The organism is Amycolatopsis dendrobii, assembly GCF_014145675.1.
GTDB lineage: Bacteria > Actinomycetota > Actinomycetes > Mycobacteriales > Pseudonocardiaceae > Amycolatopsis > Amycolatopsis dendrobii.
Genome location: NZ_JACGZW010000010.1, coordinates 236,577 through 256,408 on the forward strand (window position 1 = coordinate 236,577; position 19,832 = coordinate 256,408).

19 protein-coding genes are annotated in these 19,832 nt (G+C 70.3%); 13 read left to right on the top strand and 6 right to left on the bottom strand.

Going from position 1 to position 19,832, the window contains the following annotated elements:
• Nucleotides 1–4: 4 nt before the first annotated feature.
• Both H4281_RS29360 and H4281_RS29365 read right to left on the bottom strand, forming a co-directional pair.
• On the bottom strand, nucleotides 5–451 hold the full coding sequence (locus H4281_RS29360) for a MarR family winged helix-turn-helix transcriptional regulator (protein WP_182894136.1): 447 nt from the start codon (nucleotides 449–451) through the stop codon (nucleotides 5–7).
• 109 nt (nucleotides 452–560) lie between these two features.
• Nucleotides 561–902, bottom strand: a complete 342-nt coding sequence (locus H4281_RS29365; RefSeq protein ID WP_182894137.1) for a hypothetical protein — start codon at nucleotides 900–902, stop codon at nucleotides 561–563.
• 60 nt (nucleotides 903–962) lie between these two features.
• Between H4281_RS29365 and H4281_RS29370 the strand changes: the two genes are divergently transcribed.
• Nucleotides 963–3,590, top strand: a complete 2,628-nt coding sequence (locus tag H4281_RS29370) for a valine--tRNA ligase (protein WP_182894138.1) — start codon at nucleotides 963–965, stop codon at nucleotides 3,588–3,590.
• Nucleotides 3,591–3,989: 399 nt separating this feature from the next.
• On the opposite strand, the gene H4281_RS29375 is transcribed toward H4281_RS29370, so the two are convergent.
• Both H4281_RS29375 and H4281_RS29380 read right to left on the bottom strand, forming a co-directional pair.
• Nucleotides 3,990–4,865 carry an SGNH/GDSL hydrolase family protein gene (locus H4281_RS29375; protein ID WP_182894139.1) on the bottom strand — a complete coding sequence of 292 codons (876 nt, stop codon included), beginning with the start codon at nucleotides 4,863–4,865 and terminating at the stop codon, nucleotides 3,990–3,992.
• A gap of 93 nt (nucleotides 4,866–4,958) precedes the next feature.
• On the bottom strand, nucleotides 4,959–5,591 hold the full coding sequence (locus tag H4281_RS29380) for a class I SAM-dependent methyltransferase (RefSeq protein WP_182894140.1): 633 nt from the start codon (nucleotides 5,589–5,591) through the stop codon (nucleotides 4,959–4,961).
• 168 nt (nucleotides 5,592–5,759) lie between these two features.
• Between H4281_RS29380 and folC the strand changes: the two genes are divergently transcribed.
• Genes folC through H4281_RS29395 form a run of 3 tightly spaced genes read left to right on the top strand, consistent with a single transcriptional unit; the run spans nucleotide 5,760 to nucleotide 8,112 of the window.
• Nucleotides 5,760–7,436: a bifunctional tetrahydrofolate synthase/dihydrofolate synthase gene (folC, locus tag H4281_RS29385; RefSeq protein WP_182894141.1), complete on the top strand. Its 1,677-nt coding sequence runs from the start codon at nucleotides 5,760–5,762 to the stop codon at nucleotides 7,434–7,436.
• Nucleotides 7,433–7,840 carry a DUF4233 domain-containing protein gene (locus tag H4281_RS29390; RefSeq protein ID WP_182894142.1) on the top strand — a complete coding sequence of 136 codons (408 nt, stop codon included), beginning with the start codon at nucleotides 7,433–7,435 and terminating at the stop codon, nucleotides 7,838–7,840. The genes folC and H4281_RS29390 overlap by 4 nt, the downstream gene beginning before the upstream one ends.
• Nucleotides 7,837–8,112 carry a hypothetical protein gene (locus H4281_RS29395; RefSeq protein WP_182894143.1) on the top strand — a complete coding sequence of 92 codons (276 nt, stop codon included), beginning with the start codon at nucleotides 7,837–7,839 and terminating at the stop codon, nucleotides 8,110–8,112. The genes H4281_RS29390 and H4281_RS29395 overlap by 4 nt, the downstream gene beginning before the upstream one ends.
• Here the strand turns inward: H4281_RS29395 and H4281_RS29400 are convergent.
• On the bottom strand, nucleotides 8,096–8,476 hold the full coding sequence (locus tag H4281_RS29400) for a VOC family protein (RefSeq protein WP_182894144.1): 381 nt from the start codon (nucleotides 8,474–8,476) through the stop codon (nucleotides 8,096–8,098). The two genes, H4281_RS29395 and H4281_RS29400, sit on opposite strands and share 17 nt — an antisense overlap.
• Nucleotides 8,477–8,529: 53 nt before the next feature.
• Here H4281_RS29400 and H4281_RS29405 point away from each other — a divergent pair, with 53 nt between their 5' ends.
• The 3 genes from H4281_RS29405 (at nucleotide 8,530) to ndk (ending at nucleotide 11,147) form a co-directional block, all read left to right on the top strand.
• Nucleotides 8,530–9,009, top strand: a complete 480-nt coding sequence (locus H4281_RS29405) for a GNAT family N-acetyltransferase (RefSeq protein WP_182894145.1) — start codon at nucleotides 8,530–8,532, stop codon at nucleotides 9,007–9,009.
• Between the two features lie 97 nt (nucleotides 9,010–9,106).
• On the top strand, nucleotides 9,107–10,666 hold the full coding sequence (locus H4281_RS29410) for an alkaline phosphatase D family protein (RefSeq protein WP_182894146.1): 1,560 nt from the start codon (nucleotides 9,107–9,109) through the stop codon (nucleotides 10,664–10,666).
• A 70-nt stretch (nucleotides 10,667–10,736) separates the two neighbouring features.
• Complete coding sequence (gene ndk, locus H4281_RS29415; protein WP_020660996.1) at nucleotides 10,737–11,147, top strand: nucleoside-diphosphate kinase; 411 nt, start codon at nucleotides 10,737–10,739, stop codon at nucleotides 11,145–11,147.
• 71 nt (nucleotides 11,148–11,218) lie between these two features.
• Here ndk and H4281_RS29420 read toward each other — a convergent pair whose 3' ends face one another.
• Complete coding sequence (locus H4281_RS29420) at nucleotides 11,219–11,992, bottom strand: SDR family NAD(P)-dependent oxidoreductase (protein ID WP_182894147.1); 774 nt, start codon at nucleotides 11,990–11,992, stop codon at nucleotides 11,219–11,221.
• 86 nt (nucleotides 11,993–12,078) lie between these two features.
• On the opposite strand from H4281_RS29420, the gene H4281_RS29425 reads away from it, so the two are divergent.
• The 6 genes from H4281_RS29425 (at nucleotide 12,079) to H4281_RS29450 (ending at nucleotide 19,830) form a co-directional block, all read left to right on the top strand.
• Nucleotides 12,079–12,912 (top strand): helix-turn-helix transcriptional regulator, encoded by an 834-nt coding sequence (locus H4281_RS29425; RefSeq protein WP_182894148.1) that lies wholly within the window; start codon nucleotides 12,079–12,081, stop codon nucleotides 12,910–12,912.
• A 9-nt stretch (nucleotides 12,913–12,921) separates the two neighbouring features.
• A complete protein-coding gene (locus H4281_RS29430; protein WP_182894149.1) occupies nucleotides 12,922–13,647 on the top strand; it encodes a maleylpyruvate isomerase family mycothiol-dependent enzyme in 726 nt (241 codons plus the stop codon).
• A 124-nt stretch (nucleotides 13,648–13,771) separates the two neighbouring features.
• A complete protein-coding gene (locus tag H4281_RS29435; RefSeq protein ID WP_182894150.1) occupies nucleotides 13,772–17,107 on the top strand; it encodes a phosphodiester glycosidase family protein in 3,336 nt (1,111 codons plus the stop codon).
• A 139-nt stretch (nucleotides 17,108–17,246) separates the two neighbouring features.
• Nucleotides 17,247–18,188 carry an ABC transporter ATP-binding protein gene (locus tag H4281_RS29440; protein WP_182894151.1) on the top strand — a complete coding sequence of 314 codons (942 nt, stop codon included), beginning with the start codon at nucleotides 17,247–17,249 and terminating at the stop codon, nucleotides 18,186–18,188.
• Nucleotides 18,188–18,991, top strand: coding sequence for an ABC transporter permease (locus tag H4281_RS29445; protein WP_182894152.1), 804 nt, complete (start codon nucleotides 18,188–18,190; stop codon nucleotides 18,989–18,991). Before H4281_RS29440 ends, H4281_RS29445 begins: the two co-directional genes overlap by 1 nt.
• On the top strand, nucleotides 18,991–19,830 hold the full coding sequence (locus H4281_RS29450; RefSeq protein ID WP_182894153.1) for an ABC transporter permease: 840 nt from the start codon (nucleotides 18,991–18,993) through the stop codon (nucleotides 19,828–19,830). The genes H4281_RS29445 and H4281_RS29450 overlap by 1 nt, the downstream gene beginning before the upstream one ends.
• Nucleotides 19,831–19,832 lie beyond the last annotated feature (2 nt).

The window sequence follows — 19,832 nt, forward strand, 5'->3', positions numbered from 1 at the left end:
GGGGTCAGCGCTGGGCGATCCGCTGCAGCAAGGGCAGCGCGCGCCGGACCGTTTCGAGTTCGTCTTCGGTCAGTTCGTCGGTCAGCGCGGCGGCGAGCCATTCGTCGCGGTGCTGCCGGATCCCGATGACGGTCTTCGCGCCGAGATCGGAGAGCGAGATCACGACGCGCCTGCCGTCGGCCGGGTCGCGCGTGCGGTTCAGGTAGCCGAGCGAGTCGAGCACGCCGAGCGTCGCGGCCATGGACTGCTGCCGGACGTGCTCCGCGGCGGCCAGTTCGGCCTGGGTCCCGGGACCCTCGCGGTGCAGCCGGTTGAGCACGGCGGTCTGCGTCGGCGTGAGGATCTCGGCGTTGTCGACCTGCCGCAGCCTGCGGTGCAGCTGGCCGACGACGCCGCGGATCCAGCCCGCGGACTCGGCTACCCGCGGCGGGACGGACGGGTGTTCAGGCATAAGCACAGTCTAGCCTGTTGAGTCCAGGCTGTGCATCCTCGGCTCGAAAGCCGTGAAGGGCTCCTTGAAGGAATCAGATTCCTTCAAGGAGCCCTTCACGGACTTCGAACTAGAGCGGCCGGGTGCTTGGCGCGGCGGGGGAGCCGAGGCCGACGACGTACCCGATCTTGTCGTCGTTCACCCCGATCGGCTGAACCTGGTGCACCACGACGGCCGCGGCGAGCAGCAGGACCAGGCCGACGATCGCCGCGATCCCGGGCCAGCGGCTCGGCACCGCGCCGCCGCGGCCGTACACCGGCGACGGAGCGTTGCGGCGTTCGCGCTTGCGCCGCTTCTTCATGTCCTTCTTGGCGCCGAGCCACGCGTCCCGCTGGGCGTGCTTGCGCCACTCCGGGTCCATGAGGTCCGGATGGGTTTCCATCCGGTCGTCCGGATCCTCCGGCCGAGTCATCGGCGCACCGCCTTTCCCCCTGCGTAACCCCGCCGCGGCGGGTTCGTAGACTTGTCCATTGTGACCGAGAACGCTCCGCAGCAGAAAACCGACCTTCCGGGTGCCTGGGACCCGGCCGCCGAGGAAGCCCCGATGTACGACCGCTGGGTAGCGGCCGGGTACTTCACGGCTGACGCTACGTCGGAGAAGCCGCCGTTCTCGATCGTACTGCCGCCGCCGAACGTCACCGGCAGCCTGCACATGGGCCACGCGCTCAACCACACCCTGATGGACGCGATGAGCCGCCGCCGCCGGATGCAGGGCTACGAGGTGCTCTGGCTGCCGGGCATGGACCACGCGGGCATCGCGACGCAGAACGTCGTCGAGCGCCAGCTGGCGGGCGAGGGCCTGTCTCGCCACGACCTGGGCCGCGAGAAGTTCGTCGAGCGCGTCTGGGAGTGGAAGGCCGAGTACGGCGGCAAGATCCTCGGCCAGATGAAGCGGCTCGGCGACGGCGTCGACTGGTCGCGCGAGCGCTTCACCATGGACGAGAACCTGTCCAAGGCCGTCCAGACAGTCTTCAAGAACTTCTACGACGCCGGCCTGATCTACCGCGCCGAGCGGATCATCAACTGGTGCCCGCGCTGCCAGACGGCGCTGTCGGACATCGAGGTCGACCACAGCGACGACGACGGCGAACTCGTGTCGATCCGCTACGGCGACGGCGACGCCTCGATCGTCGTGGCCACCACGCGCGCCGAGACGATGCTGGGCGACACCGCGGTGGCCGTGCACCCGGACGACGAGCGCTACACGCACCTGGTCGGCACCGAAATCGAGCTGCCGCTCACCGGCCGGAAGATCCCGGTGGTCGCGGACCGGCACGTCGACCCGGAATTCGGCACCGGCGCGGTCAAGGTGACCCCGGCGCACGACCCGAACGACTTCGAGATCGGCCGCCGCCACGACCTGCCGATGCTGACCGTCATGAACGAGCGCGCCGAGGTCACCGTGCCCGGTCCGTTCGAGGGCCTCGACCGCTTCGAGGCGCGTCCCGCGGTGGTCGCCGCGCTGCGCGAGCAGGGCCGGATCGTCGCGGAGAAGCGGCCGTACGTGCACGCGGTCGGGCACTGCTCCCGCTGCGACACGGTCGTGGAGCCGCGGCTGTCGCTGCAGTGGTGGGTCAAGGTCGCCGAACTGGCCAAGGCCGCGGGCGACGCGGTGCGCGACGGGCGGACGAAGATCCACCCGGCCGAACTGGAGAAGCGGTACTTCGACTGGGTCGACAACATGCACGACTGGACGATTTCCCGCCAGCTGTGGTGGGGGCACCGGATCCCGGTCTGGTACGGGCCGGACGGCGAGGTCGTGTGCGTGGGGCCGGACGAGCAGCCGCCGTCGGGCGACGGGTGGACGCAGGACCCGGACGTGCTCGACACCTGGTTCTCCTCGGGACTGTGGCCGATGTCGACGCTGGGCTGGCCCGGCGAGACGGACGACCTGGCGAAGTTCTATCCGACCAGCGTGCTGTCCACCGGCTACGACATCCTGTTCTTCTGGGTCGTGCGGATGATGATGTTCGGCGTGCAGCAGATGGACGGCCGCCAGCCGTTCGACCACGTGTACCTGCACGGCCTGATCCGCGACGCGAACGGCAAGAAGATGTCGAAGTCGCGCGGCAACGTGATCGACCCGCTGGAGTGGATGGACGCCTACGGGGCCGACGCCACCCGGTTCACCCTGGCCCGCGGCGCGAACCCGGGCGCGGACATGGCGCTGGCCGACGAATGGGCGGCCGGATCCCGCAACTTCTGCACGAAGCTGTGGAACGCCAGCAAGTTCGCGATGATGAACGGAGCCACCGCGGCGGGCTCGCTGCCGCCTGCTGCCGAGCTGACCGAGTCCGACCGGTGGATTCTCGGGCGGCTCGCGACCTTAGTGTCCGAAGTGGACGGACTGTTCGAGGACTTCCAGTTCGCCAAGGTCGCCAACGCGCTGTACCAGTTCACCTGGAACGAGTTGTGCGACTGGTATCTGGAACTGGCGAAGGTCCAGCTGTACCAAGGGGATTCCGCGCGGGTCGAGGCTACGCGGAAGGTGCTGGGGCAGGTGCTGGACACCGTGCTGCGGTTGCTGCACCCGTTCGTTCCGTTCGTGACCGAGAAGCTGTGGACTGCCTTGACCGGTGGCGAGTCGTTGGTGATCGCGGCTTGGCCTTCGGCGGTCGAGGGGTATGCGGATCCGGTCGCGGACGCTCGGGTCGCTGATGTGCAGAAGCTGATTACCGAGATCCGGCGGTTCCGGGCTGATCAGGGACTGAAGCCCGGGCAGAAGGTCGCCGCGCGGCTGACCGGCGAGGCGTATCCGGAGGGGCACTCGGACGCGATTCGGTCGCTGGTGCGGCTGACCGAGCCGGAGGAGGGGTTCTCGGTCAGTGCTTCGCTGGAGGTCGCGCTGGCTGGCGGCGTGGTGACGGTGGAGTTGGATACTTCCGGGACCATCGACGTCGCTGCCGAGCGGAAGCGGCTGGAGAAGGACCTCGGGGCTGCGCGGAAGGAATTGGCGCAGACTGAGGGGAAGTTGGGCAATGAGGCGTTTATCGCCAAAGCGCCGGAGCATGTGATCGAGAAGATCAAGGTGCGGCGGGAGACTGCTGTTGCCGATATCGGGCGGATCGAGGCTCGGTTGGGTGCGTTGCCTGCGTCCTGATTTCTTGTTCGGCTCGTCGCCCTGGCGGGCGACATTGCGCCCTGGGGTGGCCCCACCCCCGAAGTTTTATTGTGCTGACGGTTCGGGGGTGCTTGTCAAGGCGGGAAAGATGCCTTGACAAGCACCCCCGAACCGCAGGGTGGCTTCGGATCGGGGTTGGGGGCGGTGTGGGGTGCCTCGACGGGTGGGTGCGTCGGCTGCGGTTTGTGAGTGGGGCTAGCGCCCCAATGTGGCGTTGGGTGCATGTGGCGCACCCAATGTGGCGTTCGGTGCGTGGGATGCACCCAATGCCACATTGGGGCGCATCCCGGCATCCCGGAGGGGCGGGGCGGGCGGTCCGCGGTCTGTGAAGGGCCCCTTGAGGGAATCTGAGTCCGTGAAGGGGCCCCTCACGGCGTTTTAGCGGAGTTGCTGGCGGATTACCTTCGCTTCGCCTTCCATCCCGGCGTAGAGGGGGTGGTAGGGGGCCGCGGCCAGCAGGTTCAGGTCTTTGCCGTTGATCCATGCGACGCCTTGGGGTTGGCAGGCATCGTGGCCGAAGGACGGCGTGTAGGTGTCCACATAGGACGATTGGCCGTCCGCCTCGACGGCGTTGCTTACTGCTGCGTTCAAGGCTTCTTCCACGCTGGAGAGCCAGGCGTAGTCGCCGTTGGCGAAGGGCAGGACGTCGGGGCAATAGCCTTCTGCGGGGGCGATGCGCGGGTAGCCGACGGCCAGCACCTTGGCGTGCGGCGAGCGGGCGTGGATTCCGGCCAGTACCTGCTGGATGGCGGCTTGCGTCTTGGGCAGCAGCGCCTTGATCGTGTCCACGCCGTCAACGGTGAAGTGCTGCTGGCACGGGTTTCCGGTCGGATCCGAGGCGCGCAGGGTCGGGCAGGTGTCCACCAGCTTGCCGAACAGGCCCGAGTCGTTGCCGCCGATGCCGACGGTCACCAGGTCGGTGTCTGAGCGCAGCGCGTTGAACTGCGGGGCGTTCTGGCCCAGCGGCACGCTTTGCGGGCTGGTCATGTCCGACGTGTCCGCGCCGCCGCAGCTGACGTCGGTGAAGCGGTCCACGTCGAGGGAATCCGCGACCATCGACGGGTAGTTGGACGTCGAGCGGAAGCAGCCGAACGGATCCAGCCTGGGCAGCGGGATGAGCGGGCCCGACGTGTACGAGTCGCCGAGGGCGACGTAGTGGCGGTAGTGCCGGGGCGCGGCGCTCGCGGCCGCCGCCGTCGACAGAAGCAGTGCGATGGCCGCGATCGCGGCCAGCACGATTCGGATGATGCGCATGCGAATCCCGTCCTCCCTAGCGGTCGACCCGCTTTACCTTTCGGCAAGCGGGGCGTGCGCGCTCTCCGCCGATCGGGTGGTCGGGGCGGGTTTTCACCCGGCTGCGGGGTGATCCGTGGGTTTCCGCCAGGTCAGCAGGTACCGCCAGAAGACCAGCGGGCGGACTGTGCTGCCGGGCAGCAGGCGCGCGGCGTCGCGGCGGACGTCGTTCAGCGGCGGGAATTTCATGTGCACCGGGGCCTTGGCGATCGGGTCCGGGCCGCCGTTGAGACGGTCTCCGGCGAAGACGATCAGCCGGGCCGCGACGTTCGCGGGGGCGGCGACGAGTTCGCGGGCGTAGTCGCCGGGGCGGCTGGGGCGGGCGCAGCCGAGGACGGCCAGGACGCCGCCGGGGGCGAGGGCGTCGCGCAGTCTCGTGACGGTTTCGAACGGGACGTGGTGCAGGGAGGCCAGGCAGGAGATGTACGCGTAGGCCTCGGGTTCCAGCGGCTCGGTCGTCACGTCCGCGCGGCGGTACTCCACTGTGCCCGGTCCCGGCGAACCGGCGGACGTCGCGCGGGTGATCATTTCCGCCGACGTGTCGATGCCTTCGACGGTCATTCCGGCGGCCGCCAGCCTGCGGGCGAACCGGCCGTCGCCGCAGCCGACGTCCAGTGCTCGGCCGGGGCCCGGCGGCAGGAGCCGGAGCAGGGCAGGGTGGTAGTGATGGTTGTGGTCGAAGGGCATGTTCCCGACCTTGCCACGGATCGCTGCGGGCGTGATCACGCGCAGGCCCCGGGGGCGCTGGGCGCGCGGCGGCCCCGGGTACGCTCGACGGTGTGCCGGGCCGAACCTTTCGCCTGGTCTTCCCGGTCGCGCGACCGCGCCGGGACAGCGACTTCGAGGAGTGCACGAGTGCCGCGCGGTGAGGAGCCCGAGGAGACCCGGCGGCCGGATCTCGCCGATCCGGACAGTTTCGCGGGGGTCGACGAACTGGGCGCGCTCGCGCACAGCGACGAGGACGATCCCGGCAACGAGCTGGAACCGGACCTCGACGCGCCGGACGCGGCGTACACCGTCGGCGGCGGGTCGCGCGGCGGGATCGGCGGCATCGGCCAGCTCGGCGACAACCTGGCGCTCGGCCCGGTCCCGGACCTGCACGCCGAAGAGGGCGCCGAGCTGCACGAGCTCGACGACGAGGGCGCGCCCGCCGAGTTCGGCGACGAGAACGGCCCGGAGGCCCGTCGCGACCTGATGGCCGCCGAGGCCGAGCTGAACCAGCGCTGGCCGGAGACGAAACTCGAACCGTCGCTCACCCGGATCCAGGCGCTGATGACGCTGCTCGGCGAGCCGAACCAGGGCTACCCCGTCGTGCACATCGCGGGCACCAACGGCAAGGGTTCGGTCGCGCGGATGGTCGATTCGCTGCTGACCCGCATGGGCCTGCGCTCGGGCCGCTACACGAGCCCGCACCTGCAACTCGTCACCGAGCGGATCGCGCTCGACGGCCGTCCGGTCTCCGCCGCCCGCTACGCCGAGCTGTACCAGGACATCGCGCCGTACGTGGCGATGGTGGACGGCGCGAGCGAGGACGGCGTGCCGATGAGCAAGTTCGAAGTGCTCACCGGGATGGCGTTCGCGGCGTTCGCCGACGCGCCGGTCGAGGCCGCGGTGCTCGAGGCGGGCATGGGCGGCGCGTGGGACGCGACGAACGTGGCCGACGCCCAGGTCGCGGTCATCACGCCGATCGGGCTGGACCACACCGAATACCTCGGCCCGACGCCCGCCGACGCGGCCGCGGAGAAGGCCGGGATCATCAAGCCGGGGTCGGTCGCGGTGATCGGCGAGCAGGACCCCGAGGTGCTGAACGTCCTGCTGAAGCGCACCGTCGAGGTCGACGCCGCGGTGGCGCGCGCGGGCAGCGAATTCGGCGTGCTCGAACGCGAGGTCGCGGTCGGCGGGCAGATGCTGAAGCTGCAGGGCCTCGGCGGCGTCTACGACGAGATCTTCCTGCCGCTGCACGGCGCGCACCAGGCGGCGAACGCGGCACTCGCGCTGGCCGCGGTCGAGGCGTTTTTCGGGGCGGGCAAAGACAAACAGCTCGTGGTCGAGGCGGTGCGCGAGGCGTTCGCCGAGGTCGAGAACCCGGGCAGGCTCGAACGCGTGCGGGCCGCCCCGGCGGTGCTGGTCGACGCCGCGCACAACCCGATGGGCGCGCGGGCGCTCGCCGCGACGATCACCGACGAGTTCAACTTCCGCCGGCTCGTCGCGGTCGTCGGCGTGCTGGCCGACAAGGACGCGCGCGGCATCCTGGACGCGCTGGAGCCGGTGGTCTCCGACGTCGTGGTCACGCGCAGTTCGTCGCCGCGGTCGCTGCCGGTCGAGGACCTGGCGGAACTGGCCGCGTCGATCTTCGGCGAGGACCGCGTGCTCGCCGAAGGCGACCTGGAGACCGCGATCGAGACCGCGATCGGCCTCGTGGAGCAGAACGACGACCCGGAGGAACCGCTCGCGGGCGGCGGCGTGCTGGTGACCGGCTCCGTGGTCACCGCGGGCGACGCGCGCACGCTGTTCGGGAAGGAGCCGGCATGAGCGAAACCCCGGACACTCCGGTGAAGCCGCCCGCGAAGGACCCGATGAAGGGCTTCCGCGGCGTCATGGCGGGCACGCTGATCATGGAGGCGATCACCGTCGCGCTCGCGCTGCCGGTGGTCGCGAAACTCGGCGGCGGCATCACGAGCTTCACCGGCTGGACCGTCATCGCGCTGGCGGTCGTGCTGATCGTGCTGTGCGGGATGCTCAAGCACGTCTGGGCGGTGCCGGTGATCCTGCTGCTGCAGCTGGCGATCATCGCGGTCGGCGTCACGCAACCGGCGATCGCGATCATCGGGATCATCTTCCTGGCCGCGTTCGTGTGGTTCCTGTGGCTGCGCCGCGACGTCGCGCGCCGGATGGCCGCGGGCACGCTGCCGAGCCAGCAGCAGCCGCAGGCTTGAGCCCCGGGCGTTACTGGCAGCCGTACTGGTGGCGGCTGTCGTTCCGGGCGGACGGCGAGCCGGGCTGGACGCCGATGGGGCCGGGCGGGTTCAGCCCGGTCCCGGACGCCGCGCTGAAGACCGGATCGCTCGAAGCCTGGGCCGGCGCGCTGCTCGAGGAAGCGCCGGACGAACTCGACGACCTCCGCGGCGACCTGCTCCTCGAATGCTTCCCGGAACCGGGCGCCGCGCCGGTGTACTCCCGCGAGGTGCGGCTCAGCGGTAGACGCTGACCTCGATCAGGTTCCGGTCCGGGTCCCGGAAATAGACGCTGCGGATCGGACCGGTCGCGCCCGTGCGGTCGACCGGGCCCTCCTCGATCGGCACCCCGTGCGCGGCGAGGTCTTCCACGACCTGCTCCAGCGAATCGCTCGTGATCAGGCACAGATCCGCACTGCCCGGCGTCGGCCGGTCCGCCTTGGGTTCGAACTCGTGCCCGGCCTCGTGCAGGTTGATCTTGCTCGCGCCGAACGTCAGCGCCTTGCGGCCGGCCCCGAACGTCACCTCGGCCATGCCGAGGACGCGCGTGTAGAAATCGACCGTCGCACCGAGGTCGGCGACGGTGAGGACGAGGTGGTCGAGCCGGTCGATGCGCATGGTTTCACCCTATTCCGATGTAACGGCCGGGCCGCCACGGCGACGGTGCAAGTGTGATCGTGGTGCGGGAACTGAGCGCGGAGAACTGGGCGGAGTGGCGCGACCTCCGGCTGGCGGCGCTGCGCGAGGACCCGGAGGCATTCAGCTCCAAACTCGCGGACTGGCAAGGCGAAGGCGACGCCGAACCGCGCTGGCGGGCCCGGCTGCGCGACGTGTCGCTCAACGTGCTGGCCGACCTCGACGGCGTTCCGGCCGGGATGGTCAGCGGGCACCTTGCCGAACGCGGCGACAAAGCCGAGCTGATGTCGATGTGGGTCGCTCCGTCGGCGCGCGGCAGGGGAGTCGGGGACGCGCTCATCCGGGCCGTGGTGCGCTGGAGCGAGGGACGCGGGGCGGGCGAGTTGGCGTTGCGCGTCGCGGGCGGCAACGAGCACGCTATGGCGCTGTATCAGCGGCACGGGTTTGTGGAGCGTCCGCTGTCCGAACCGAGCGAGTGCGAGCACGAGATGGTTCGGGAAGCACACCGAGCGTGACGACCGGCTGTGAGCTTCCTCCTGGCGAGTGAGCCGTTCACCCGGCGGTCAGCCCGAGTTGGCCGCTTGGCCGTGGTCGCCGGATAGAACGGCCGCCATGACCGAAACGACCCCTTCCCGGCGCTCCGTGCTCAAAGCCGGGATCGCCGTCCCCGCGCTCGCCGCGGCAGGCGGGCTGCTGCTGCCCGGTTCCGCCTCGGCGGCCCCGCTCGTCCGCCGCGACCGTCCGGTGCTCGCCCACGGCGTCGCGTCCGGGGACGTGACCACCGGCTCCGGCATCGTGTGGTCGCGAGCCGACCGTCCGGCGCGGCTGATGGTCGAGGTCGCGCGCGACCCGTCGTTCCGGCGCGCCCGCCGGGTGCCCGGCCCGGTCGTCACACCCGACACCGGCGGGACCGGCAAGGTGCGCGTCGCCGGACTGGCTCCGGGCACCGAGTACCACTACCGCGTCACCGCCGTGGACCTCGACGGCCGCAGCGCGAGCGAGACGGTCGCCGGCCGGTTCGCCACCGCGCCGGTCGGCCGCGCGAACACGCGGATCGTGTGGAGCGGCGACGTCGTCGGCCAGAACTACGGCATCAACCCAGGCCTCGGCGGCATGACGATCTTCTCCGCGATGGCCGACCGCCGTCCGGACCTCTTCCTGCACAGCGGCGACACGGTGTACGCCGACGGCCCGCTCACCGAAACCGTCACGCTGCCCGGCGGCGCGGGCACCTGGCACAACATCGTGACGCCGGAGAAGTCGAAGGTCGCCGAAACCCTCGACGAATACCGCGGCCAGCACGCCTACAACCGGCTCGACGCCCACTTCCGCCGATTCGCCGCGGAAGTTCCCGCTTATGTCCAGTGGGATGACCATGAGGTCGTCAACAACTGGTACCCGGGCGAAATCCTCAACGACCGCCCCGAATACACCGAAAAGCGCGCCGACGTCCTCGCTCGGCGCGCGTTCCAGGCGTTCCACGAATGGCATCCGATCGACCGCCGGCAGGCCGTCGACGGCCGGGTGTACCGCAACTTCCGCTACGGCAGCCGGGTCGAGGTGTTCGTCCTCGACATGCGCACCTACCGCGACGCCAATACCTCCGATCAGGCCAAACCCGGCCACATCCTCGGCGACGCGCAGGCCCGCTGGCTGGCCGACGGGCTCCGGCGCAGCACCGCGACGTGGAAGATCGTCCAGGCGGACATGCCGATCGGCCTCGTCGTTCCGGACGGCAAGGACATCGAGGCGGTCGCCAACGGCCTGCCCGGCGCGCCCGGCGGCCGCGAGACCGAACTGGCCTGGGTGCTGAACCAGATCTCGCGCCACCGCGTGCGCAATGTCGTGTGGCTGACCGCCGACGTGCACTACACCGCCGCGCACCATTATTCGCCCGAGCGCGCCGCGTTCCAGGACTTCGACCCGTTCTGGGAATTCGTCTCCGGCCCGCTCAACGCCGGTGCGTTCGGCCCGAACAAACTCGACCCGACGTTCGGCCCGGAAGCGGTGTTCGTGCACGCCCCGCAGACGCAGAATTCCTCGCCGCTGCAAGGATTCCAGCACTTCGGCGAGGTGAATGTGGACGGTGCGAGCGGAGCGCTGACGGTCGACCTGCGCGACGCGACCGGGGCCTCGCTGTGGTCGAAGACGCTGCAGCCGCAGCGGCGCTGACCGGCCCGGCCGGGGCGTCGGATAGGCTCAGCGCCGAATAACACGAATCCGCACAAGGAGAAATACCGTCGTGACTGAACGCACGCTGGTCCTCGTCAAGCCCGATGGCGTCGCGCGCGGCCTCGTCGGCGAGGTCGTCTCGCGCATCGAGCGCAAGGGCCTGAAGCTGGCCGCGCTGGAACTGCGCACCGTCGAGCGCTCCGTGGCCGAGGAGCACTACGCGGAGCACAAGGAGCGCCCGTTCTTCGGCGACCTGCTGGAGTTCATCACGTCCGGCCCGCTCGTCGCGCTGGCCGTCGAGGGCCCGCGCGCGATCGCCGCGTTCCGCCAGCTCGCCGGCGGCACCGACCCGGTCGAGAAGGCCACCCCGGGCACCCTGCGCGGCGACTTCGCGCTGGAGACCCAGTACAACCTGGTGCACGGTTCGGACTCGCCGGAGTCGGCCGAGCGCGAGCTGAAGCTGTGGTTCCCGGACCTGTGATCCGGCTGAACCGGCACTGAACCTCGCGAACGCCGGGCAGGGACTGCGGTCCCCGCCCGGCGTTCGTGTTTCTAGACCCGGGCACCGCCGTCGACGCGCAGGACGGCGCCGGTCACGTAGGAAGCGCGGTCGCTCAGCAGCCACGCCGCGGCTTCGGCGATTTCGGCGGGATCGGCCGCGCGGCCAAGGGGAGTGGTCTGGGCGAGCTGGTCGAGCAATCCCGGCGATGCCGCTTCCCACTGCCGGATCATCTCGGTCATCGTCGTGCCGGGCGCGATCGCGTTCACCCGGATTCCCTCCGGTCCGTAAGCGACGGCCGCCGATTCGGTCAGGCTGTTCAGCGCGCGTTTCGCGGCCCCGTAAACCGGCAGCGCGGGATTCGCGCCGAAGCTGCCGATGCTGGACGTGTTCACGATGGCCCCGCCGCCGCTGGCCCGCATCGCCTTCACCTCGGCGGCCATCGCCAGCCACGGCCCGCGCAGATTCACCTCGTACAGGCGGTCGAAATCGGCCAGCGGCACCTGGTCCAGCGGCACCGGCGGCGTGCCGGTCGCGCCGTTGTTGAACGCGAGGTCGAGGCGTCCGTGCAGTTCCAGCACCCGGTCGATGGCGGCTTGAACGCTCGCCGGGTCAGCGAGATCGCATCGCACGCAATCCGCGACGCCGCCCTCTGCGCGCACCTGTTCGGCCACTGCCTTCAACTGCGTTTCGGTGCGCGCGGCCAGGACGACCTTCGCGCCCTCCTTGGCGAACAACCGGGCCGCCGCCGCGCCGATCCCGCGCCCGGCGCCGCTGATGAAGGCGATCTTGCCGCCGAGCAGGCTGTACGTTCGTGTTTCGGTCATGGCTTCGATGGTTCGTCGGCGAAGCGACGGCAACCAGGCATCGGGTGTACCTGGCTGAGCCCGGCCGGACTGCGCAGACTGGACCGGTGGACCGAACGGAACTGGCGGGTTTCCTGCGCAGCAGGCGCGAACGCATCGCACCGGCCGACGTGGGCCTTCCCGCGGGCAGGCGGCGGCGCACCCCCGGCCTGCGCCGCGAGGAAGTCGCGCGGCTGGCGTTCATCTCGGTCGAGTACTACACGCGGCTCGAACAGGCGCGCGGCCCGAACCCGTCGAACGAGGTGCTGGCCGGGCTGACCCGCGCGTTGCGGCTTTCGGACGTCGAACGCGACCACCTGCACGAACTCGCCGGCGCGCCGCGCCCCGCGCGGGGCCCGTCGCGAGAGGTCCGGCAAACCATCCTCGACCTGCTGGACCGGTTGCCGCAGACGGCCGGGATCGTGTTCTCCGCGACGTACGAGGTGCTCGCCTGGAATCCGCTCGCCGCCGCGCTGCTGGAGGATTTCTCCGCTCTGTCCCGCGAGGAGCGCAGCTTGCCGCGCCGGGTCTTCCTCGCCCACGGCCGTGGCCGCTTGTACGGCCTGGTGGAAGCCGAGGCGTTCGCTCGTGCGATGGCCAACCGGCTGCGGGTGACGGCGGCGAAGTACCCGGACGACCCCGAGGTGCGCACTCTCGTCGCGGACTTGCTCGCGGGGAGCGAGCGGTTCGCCGCGCTGTGGGCGTCGCACGACGTGGTGGCCGAATCGACCTTCAGCAAGACGTTCGAGCATCCGGTCGTCGGGACCGTGCCGGTGGATTGCGACGTGCTCGGCATCTCCGACCGGGACCAGGAGGTCGTGCTGTACACCGCCGCGCCGGGTTCGCCGGGAGAGGAAGCACTGCGGTTGTTGTCGGTGCTCGGAACCCAGCGGATCGGTTAACCTCCACCGGTGACTGCTCTGCCGCTGCCTCCGCGTGATTACCTGCCGCACCTCCGTTCGCTCACCGAAGCCTTCGCCGCGGAAGCCGCGGGCGACCTCGGCAACCCGGTCCCGTACTGCGGCGACTGGACCAAGCGCGACCTCGTCACGCATCTGGGCAACGTGCACCGCTGGGCCGCCGGGATCGTCCGCACCGGCGAGCTGAGCAACCAGGAATTCGACGTTTCGCCGGGCGCCGACCTCGCGCCCTGGTACGCCGAGAGCGCGGCCGAGCTGCTGGACGCGCTCGACGCGGCCGATCCCGCCGACTCGTGCTGGGTTTTCGGCGCCGCGGAGAAGACGAAGGCGTTCTGGTTCCGCCGTCAGGTGCACGAAACCGCCGTGCATTTGGTCGACTTGTCCGGCGCACGCGGAGTAGCGACGCGGCTTGATCCGCTGATCGCCGCGGACGGCGTCCACGAGGTGCTCGGCACGATGCTGCCGCGCGTCGCTCGCTGGAAGCACGAGGTTCCGCTGGCCGCGCCGATCACCTTGCGCACCACCGACACCGGGCACTCGTGGACCGTTGTGCCCGGCGAACCGCCCGAGCTCGGCGAGGGCGAAGCGGTCGCCACGGTCGCGGCGCCCGCGCAGGATTTGCTGGTGCTGCTGTGGAATCGCACCGACGCCCAGCCCGAGATCGCTGGCGACGAGGCCGTCGCGAAGGAGTTCCTCGCCGCGCGCATGACCCCCTGAGCGGATAATCCTGCGCCATTCAGGTCCCGTTCACCGCAGGGCCTTCCGGCGGTCGCGCCGATGGATTTGGCTGACCTGAGCCATTTTCGCGATCGTGGGGTACCTGGTGAAAAGATCAAGATCCGTGCTGCTCAGCGCCCTGCTGGTGCTGACGCTGGCCACGCCGGCGCAGGCCGGCCCGCTCTCCGCTCCGCTCGGCCCGCCGCCGGTCGAGAGCGCCTCCGCCTTCTCCTCGGCCCGGGAGGCCCCGGCGGTCGCCGCGGCGCCCGCCGCCGACGACGGCCTCGAGACCAGCAGCGCCACCAACGCGGTGGCGCCTGGTCTGAACCTCACCCAGTTCGACCGCTTCGACCCGAAGGGCTGGATCCGCGGCGACGCGCTGAGCGTCGACCTCACCAGCAAGGTCCTGAAGCCGACTTACCTCAGCCCGGGCACCGTTTCCGCGCGCACCCCGCTGTCACAGCAGGTCGCTCGCGCCGGTGCGGTCGCGGGCGTCAACGGCGATTTCTTCGACATCAACGCTTCCGGCGCGCCGCTCGGCGTCGGCATCGACAACGGCGAGTTGCACAACGCGCCCGCGTCCGGCCACAACACCACCGCGGCGATCACCGAGGAGGGTCGCGCGAAGCTCGCCGACATCTTCCTCGAAGCGTCGGTCACGCTGCCGGACGGCCGCGCTGTCCCCGCCACGAACTTCAACAGCCCGGTGCTCGGCAAGGACGCTCTCGGGGTCTACACGCCGCTTTGGGGCTCGTCGGCGCGCGCGACGTCGGTCGCCGGTGCGCAGAAGGTCGTCGAGGTCGAGGTCCGCGACGGCGTCGTGACGCAGGTGCGTCCGAAGCCCGCGGACGGCCCGATTCCAGCGGGCAGCACGCTGCTGCTCGGTCGGGAAGCCGGCGCGGACACGCTGTCGGCGCTGCACGTCGGTGACCGCGTGGGCGTTTCGTATGCGCCGCGGACCGACGCGGGCAAGATCGCGGTCGCGGTCGGCGGGAACAAGACACTGCTGAAGGACGGACAGCTCCAGCAACTCGACGACGTCACCCTCGCGCCGCGTACCGGCGTCGGTTTTTCCGCTGACGGCAAGCGGATGTGGCTCGTCACGGTGGACGGCCGCCAAGCCGACAGCCGAGGGATGACCGAGCTGGAAATGGCCCGGCAGTTGAAGCGGCTCGGTGCCGACGACGCGATCAACCTCGACGGCGGCGGCTCCTCGACGCTGCTCGCGCGCGGCGAGGGCGAGGCCGCGCCGCTGGTGCGCAACTCGCCGTCGGACGGCGGCGAACGCTTGGTGCCCAACGGCATCGGCTTCGCGACCGTCGCTGGCAGCGGACGGCTGACCGGCTTCGCGCCCGCCCCCGAGCAGGAGGGCGACGACTCGACCCGCGTGCTGTCCGGCCTGAGCCGCGCGCTCGTGCCGAACGGCCACGACGAGACGGGTGCTGCGGTGGCGTCCAGGCCGTTCTGGACTACGTCGAACCCGTTCCGTGGCACTGTCACGAAGAACGTTTTCACCGCGCAGCCTGACTTCCTGCACCCAGACGCGCGAGCCGACGTGACGGTCACCGCGCACCAGAACTTCGTGAACGGCCGCACGAAGCTGACCGTGCTGGGCAAGCCGGTCCGCCTCGGCGCGAGCACCAAGCAGGTCGCGCTGTCGGGTGCGGACGCGCGCGGCGAGTTCCAGGTCTACGGCTACGACGCGGACGGTTACGGCACCTGGATCGAACCGTCGGACGTGAAGCTCGAATACGACCCCGCTGTGGTGAAGATCGAACCGTCGGGCAAGGGCTTCGCAGTCACCGCGAAGACCGCGTCCGGGGCCACTGCGGTCACCGTGCACGCGGGCGGGAAGACCATGCACCTGGCGGCTTCGGTGGGCACCGAAGCCAAGGTCGCGGCGCCGCTGGCCGGTCCGGAAGGCTGGTCCGCCACGGTGTACCCGGCGGTCGTCGGCGCCGCGTTGTCATCGGCGGACGGACGAAACGGCGGCAAGGGCTTGGCGCTCGACTACCGGCTCACCGGCACCACCGCCACTCGCGCCGCGTACGTCAACGCTGCCAACCCGATCGCGGTTCCGGCCGGCACGCAGAAGATCGGCATGTGGATCAACGGCGACGGCAAGGGAGCCTGGATCCGCGCGGAACTCCGGGACGGCGCCAACACGGCGTCCATTGTGGACCTTTCGCTGAGCGTCAACTGGACCGGCTGGCGGTACGTGACCGCCGCGGTGCCCGCCGGACTGCCGGACGGGCAGCGCCTCACCCGGTTCTATGCCGTGGAAACCGCGGCGGGCAAGCAATACGAGGGCAAGCTGGTCTTCAACGACCTCACCTTCGAGGTCGCGCCGACCACGGCCGTGCCGCACGATCCGGCCGTCCCGGACCCGGCGCTCGTCGCCAACGGCACGCTCGGCGAGGGCGGCCTGAAGCTCGCGGTCGTCAGCGACGCCCAGTTCACCGCCGACGCCCCGGACGGCCCGCTGGTCGCCCAAGCACGCCGGGCACTGCACGAGGCAGTCGCCGCGAAACCGGACCTCGTGCTGATCAACGGCGACTTCGTGGACCGCGGCACCGCGCCGGATTTCGTGCTGGCCCGCAAGATCATCACTGAAGAACTGGACGGCCGCGTCCCCTGGTACTACGTCCCCGGCAACCACGAGGCCGAGGGCGGCAACGGCCTGAAGAACTTCCAGGACGCGTTCGGGGAAACGCACCGCGTGGTCGACGTCCACGGCGTGCGGCTGATCCTGATGGACTCCTCGCGCGGCTCGCTGCGCGCGGGCGGATTCGACCAGGTGCGCATGCTGCGCGAGGCGCTCGACAACGCGGCGAAGGACCGTTCCGTGCGCGGGGTGGTCGTCGCGATGCACCACCCGGTGAAAGACCCGAGCCCGACCGGCAATTCGCAGCTGGGCGACCGGAAGGAGGCCGCGCTGCTGCAAACGTGGCTGACCGGTTTCGAGGAGAAATCCGGAAAACCGGCCGCCTCGCTGGCCTCGCACGCGGGCGTGTTCGGCCTGTCGCGCACGGACGGCGTGCCGTACCTCGTGAACGGCAACTCGGGCAAGACCCCGGCCGCGGCCCCCGGCGACGGCGGCTTCGTCGGCTGGACCCTCGTGCGAGTGGACCCCGCGGACCGCGGCCAGCCGGTGCGCTTCGAGACGCGCCCGAACGTCGACGCGCTGACGGTGACCGGCCCGGGCACGCTTGCGCGGGGCGGGACCGGGAAGGTGACCGCCGCGGTGACGCAGGAGGGCCGGTCGATTCCGGTGGCGTATCCGGTGAGCGCCGCTTGGGGCGGTCGCGGGGTGCACATCGGCAGCTGGCCGCCCGCGCCGTGGGACGTGGTGTCGCTCGACCCGGCCACCGGGACGGTGCGGGGCCTGCGCCCGGGGACGGCGGAGGTCTCGGTGACGGTGAACGGGGTGACCCGTTCGGTTCCGGCGACGGTGCGCTGACGCCGGCTCGGCATCGAGTTCGCGAGGCGGGCCCCTGAGGGAATCTGATTCCTTCAGGGGCCCCCTCGCGTACGCCTGGTCTCCGCGGCTCGGGAAACGGGTCGAGAATTGTCGGTCCCTCCCTCTACTGTCGTTCCTCGTGGGAGAGTCGGCATCGGAACCAGCCCTCGTGCAAGCGAAAGCGCTGGTCAAACGGTTCGGAGAATTCGAGGCAGTCCGCGGCGTCGACGTCGAGGTGCGGCCAGGGGAGGCGTTCGGCTTCCTCGGGCCCAACGGCGCCGGGAAATCGTCGACGATGCGGATGATCGCGTGCGTGTCTCCGCGCACCGACGGCGATCTGCGCGTCCTCGGCATGGACCCGGACGTCGAAGGGCCGCGGATCCGTGCGCGCCTCGGCGTGGTGCCGCAGGAGGACAACCTCGACGTGGAGCTCACCGTCCGGCAGAACCTCCACGTCTACGGCCGCTACTTCGGTCTCTCCCGCGCCCATGTCCGGCGCAAAGCGGTCGAGCTGATGGAGTTCGCGCAGTTGTCCGACCGCGCCGAGCAGCCGGTCGATTCGCTGTCCGGCGGCATGAAGCGGCGGCTCACCATCGCCCGGTCCCTGGTCAACGATCCGGAATTGCTGCTGCTCGACGAACCGACCACCGGCCTCGACCCCCAAGCGCGACATCTGTTGTGGGACCGGCTTTTCCGGCTCAAAGCGCGCGGCACCACGCTCATCGTCACCACCCATTACATGGACGAAGCAGAGCAGCTGTGCGATCGCTTGGTCGTCATGGACGGCGGGCGGATCGCCGCGGAAGGCTCGCCCGCCGGCTTGATCGCGCGGCATTCCACCCGGGAAGTCGTCGAGCTGCGGTTCGCGCCGGGAGAGCAGCAGGACGCGGCCGACCGGCTCGAGGGGCTGGCCGAACGCGTCGAAGTCCTCCCGGACCGGGTGCTGCTCTACACGATGACCGGCGAGGCCACCCTCGAGCGCGCGCACGAGCGCGGCCTGCGCCCGTTGTCGAGCCTGGTCCGGCGCAGTTCCCTGGAGGACGTCTTCCTCCGCCTCACCGGCCGGACGTTGGTGGACTGATGACCGCTCCCGCCACCGGCCGCGTCGTCGGCCGGTTCCACGGCGCCTGGCTGCGCGTCGAGGGCTATTGGACCTGGTACCGCAGGCACTGGCTCAGCACGCTCTACTCCACCGGCCTGCAACCGGTGCTCTTCCTCGCCGCGATGGGGCTCGGGTTCGGCTCGCAGGTCAAGGCCGGTCCGGCGACGGGCGGGGTGTCATACCTCGTGTACGTCGCCCCGGCGCTGCTCGTGGCGGGCGCGGCGCAGCAGGGCGTCAGCGAGTCGAGTTATCCGGTGCTCAGCGGATTCAAATGGCAGAAGGACTATCTGGCGGTCACCGCGACACCGGTGTCTCCCGGTCAGGTCCTCGGCGGGCACCAGATCTGGACCACTCTGCGGCTCGCCCTCTCCGGCACCGTCTACGCGCTCATCGCGTTGCTGTTCGGCGCCTGGGCGAACGCGGGAGCGCTGCTGGTGATCCTCGTCGGCGTCCTCACCGGCCTCGCCTGCGGATCGCTCATGGCCGCGATGGCGGCGTGGACCTTCGACGAGGGACAGCGGTTCGGGCTGGTCTTCCGCTTCATCGTCATCCCGATGACCCTGTTCTCCGGCACCTTCTTCCCGATCACCCAATTGCCGCTGTACCTGCGCTGGCTCGCCTGGATTTCCCCGCTGTGGCACGGCACCGAGCTCTCGCGCGCCGCCACGCTCGGCGGCCGGGAGCTGCTCCCGGTGCTCGGGCACCTCGCGTATCTGGCGGCGCTGGTCGCGATCGGCTGGACGATCGCGCACCGCGGCTTCTACCGACGGCTGGTGGCGTGATGACCGATCTGCGAAACGCCCCGATTCTCCCGCAGCGGCGCGGAATTCTGCTCCGCGTGCTGCCCGCGGGCATGTACAGCGGCCGCGCGACCGCGTTGATCGAACGCGCGCTCACCGTCTACGGACGGTCGTGGACGATCCTGGTGTCCGGCGCGCTCGAGCCGTTGTTCTACCTGCTCGCGTTCCAGGTCGGTTTCGGCAAGCTGGTCACCACCGTGCCGGGGCCGGACGGGCAGCCGATGAGCTACGTCGCGTTCGTCGCGCCCGCGCTGCTGGCGTCGTCGGCGATGAACGGCGCGGTTTTCGAGTGCACGTACAACCTGTTCTTCAAACTGCGCTACGCCAAGACGTACGACGCGATGCTGGCGACCCCGGTCGGTCCGCTGGACGTCGCGCTCGGCGAGATCGCGTGGGCGATGATGCGCGGCGGTCTCTATTCGGTGGCGTTCCTGGCGGTCACCGGCGTCATGGGGCTGCTGACGTCGTGGTGGGCGCTGCTGCTCCTGCCCGCCGCGCTGCTCGTGTCGTTCGCGTTCGCGGCCATCAGCATCACGCTGGTCAGTTTCCTGAAGTCGACGTCCCAGTTCGACTACATCCAGCTCGTGCTGATGCCGATGTTCCTGTTCTCCACCACGTTCTTCCCGATCACGGTCTACCCGGAGGCGCTGCAGTGGCTGGTCCGCTGCTTCCCGCTCTACCACGGGATCGAGCTGATGCGCGGGCTCTCCGCCGGCATCTTCTCCTGGAGCATGCTGGGCAACCTCGCGTACCTGCTGGTGCTCGCCGCGCTCGGGATCTGGGGCGCGACAAGGAGGATCGCGAAACTGCTGCTGACTTAACG

Excerpts from the sequence above, each read along its gene's own strand:
- H4281_RS29360 (WP_182894136.1), bottom strand. The coding sequence starts at position 451 with ATGCCTGAACACCCGTCCGTCCCGCCGCGGGTAGCCGAGTCCGCGGGC.
- H4281_RS29365 (WP_182894137.1), bottom strand. The coding sequence starts at position 902 with ATGACTCGGCCGGAGGATCCGGACGACCGGATGGAAACCCATCCGGAC.
- H4281_RS29375 (WP_182894139.1), bottom strand. The coding sequence starts at position 4,865 with ATGCGCATCATCCGAATCGTGCTGGCCGCGATCGCGGCCATCGCACTG.
- H4281_RS29380 (WP_182894140.1), bottom strand. The coding sequence starts at position 5,591 with ATGCCCTTCGACCACAACCATCACTACCACCCTGCCCTGCTCCGGCTC.
- H4281_RS29390 (WP_182894142.1), top strand. The coding sequence starts at position 7,433 with ATGAGCGAAACCCCGGACACTCCGGTGAAGCCGCCCGCGAAGGACCCG.
- H4281_RS29400 (WP_182894144.1), bottom strand. The coding sequence starts at position 8,476 with ATGCGCATCGACCGGCTCGACCACCTCGTCCTCACCGTCGCCGACCTC.
- H4281_RS29410 (WP_182894146.1), top strand. The coding sequence starts at position 9,107 with ATGACCGAAACGACCCCTTCCCGGCGCTCCGTGCTCAAAGCCGGGATC.
- H4281_RS29420 (WP_182894147.1), bottom strand. The coding sequence starts at position 11,992 with ATGACCGAAACACGAACGTACAGCCTGCTCGGCGGCAAGATCGCCTTC.
- H4281_RS29445 (WP_182894152.1), top strand. The coding sequence starts at position 18,188 with ATGACCGCTCCCGCCACCGGCCGCGTCGTCGGCCGGTTCCACGGCGCC.
- H4281_RS29450 (WP_182894153.1), top strand. The coding sequence starts at position 18,991 with ATGACCGATCTGCGAAACGCCCCGATTCTCCCGCAGCGGCGCGGAATT.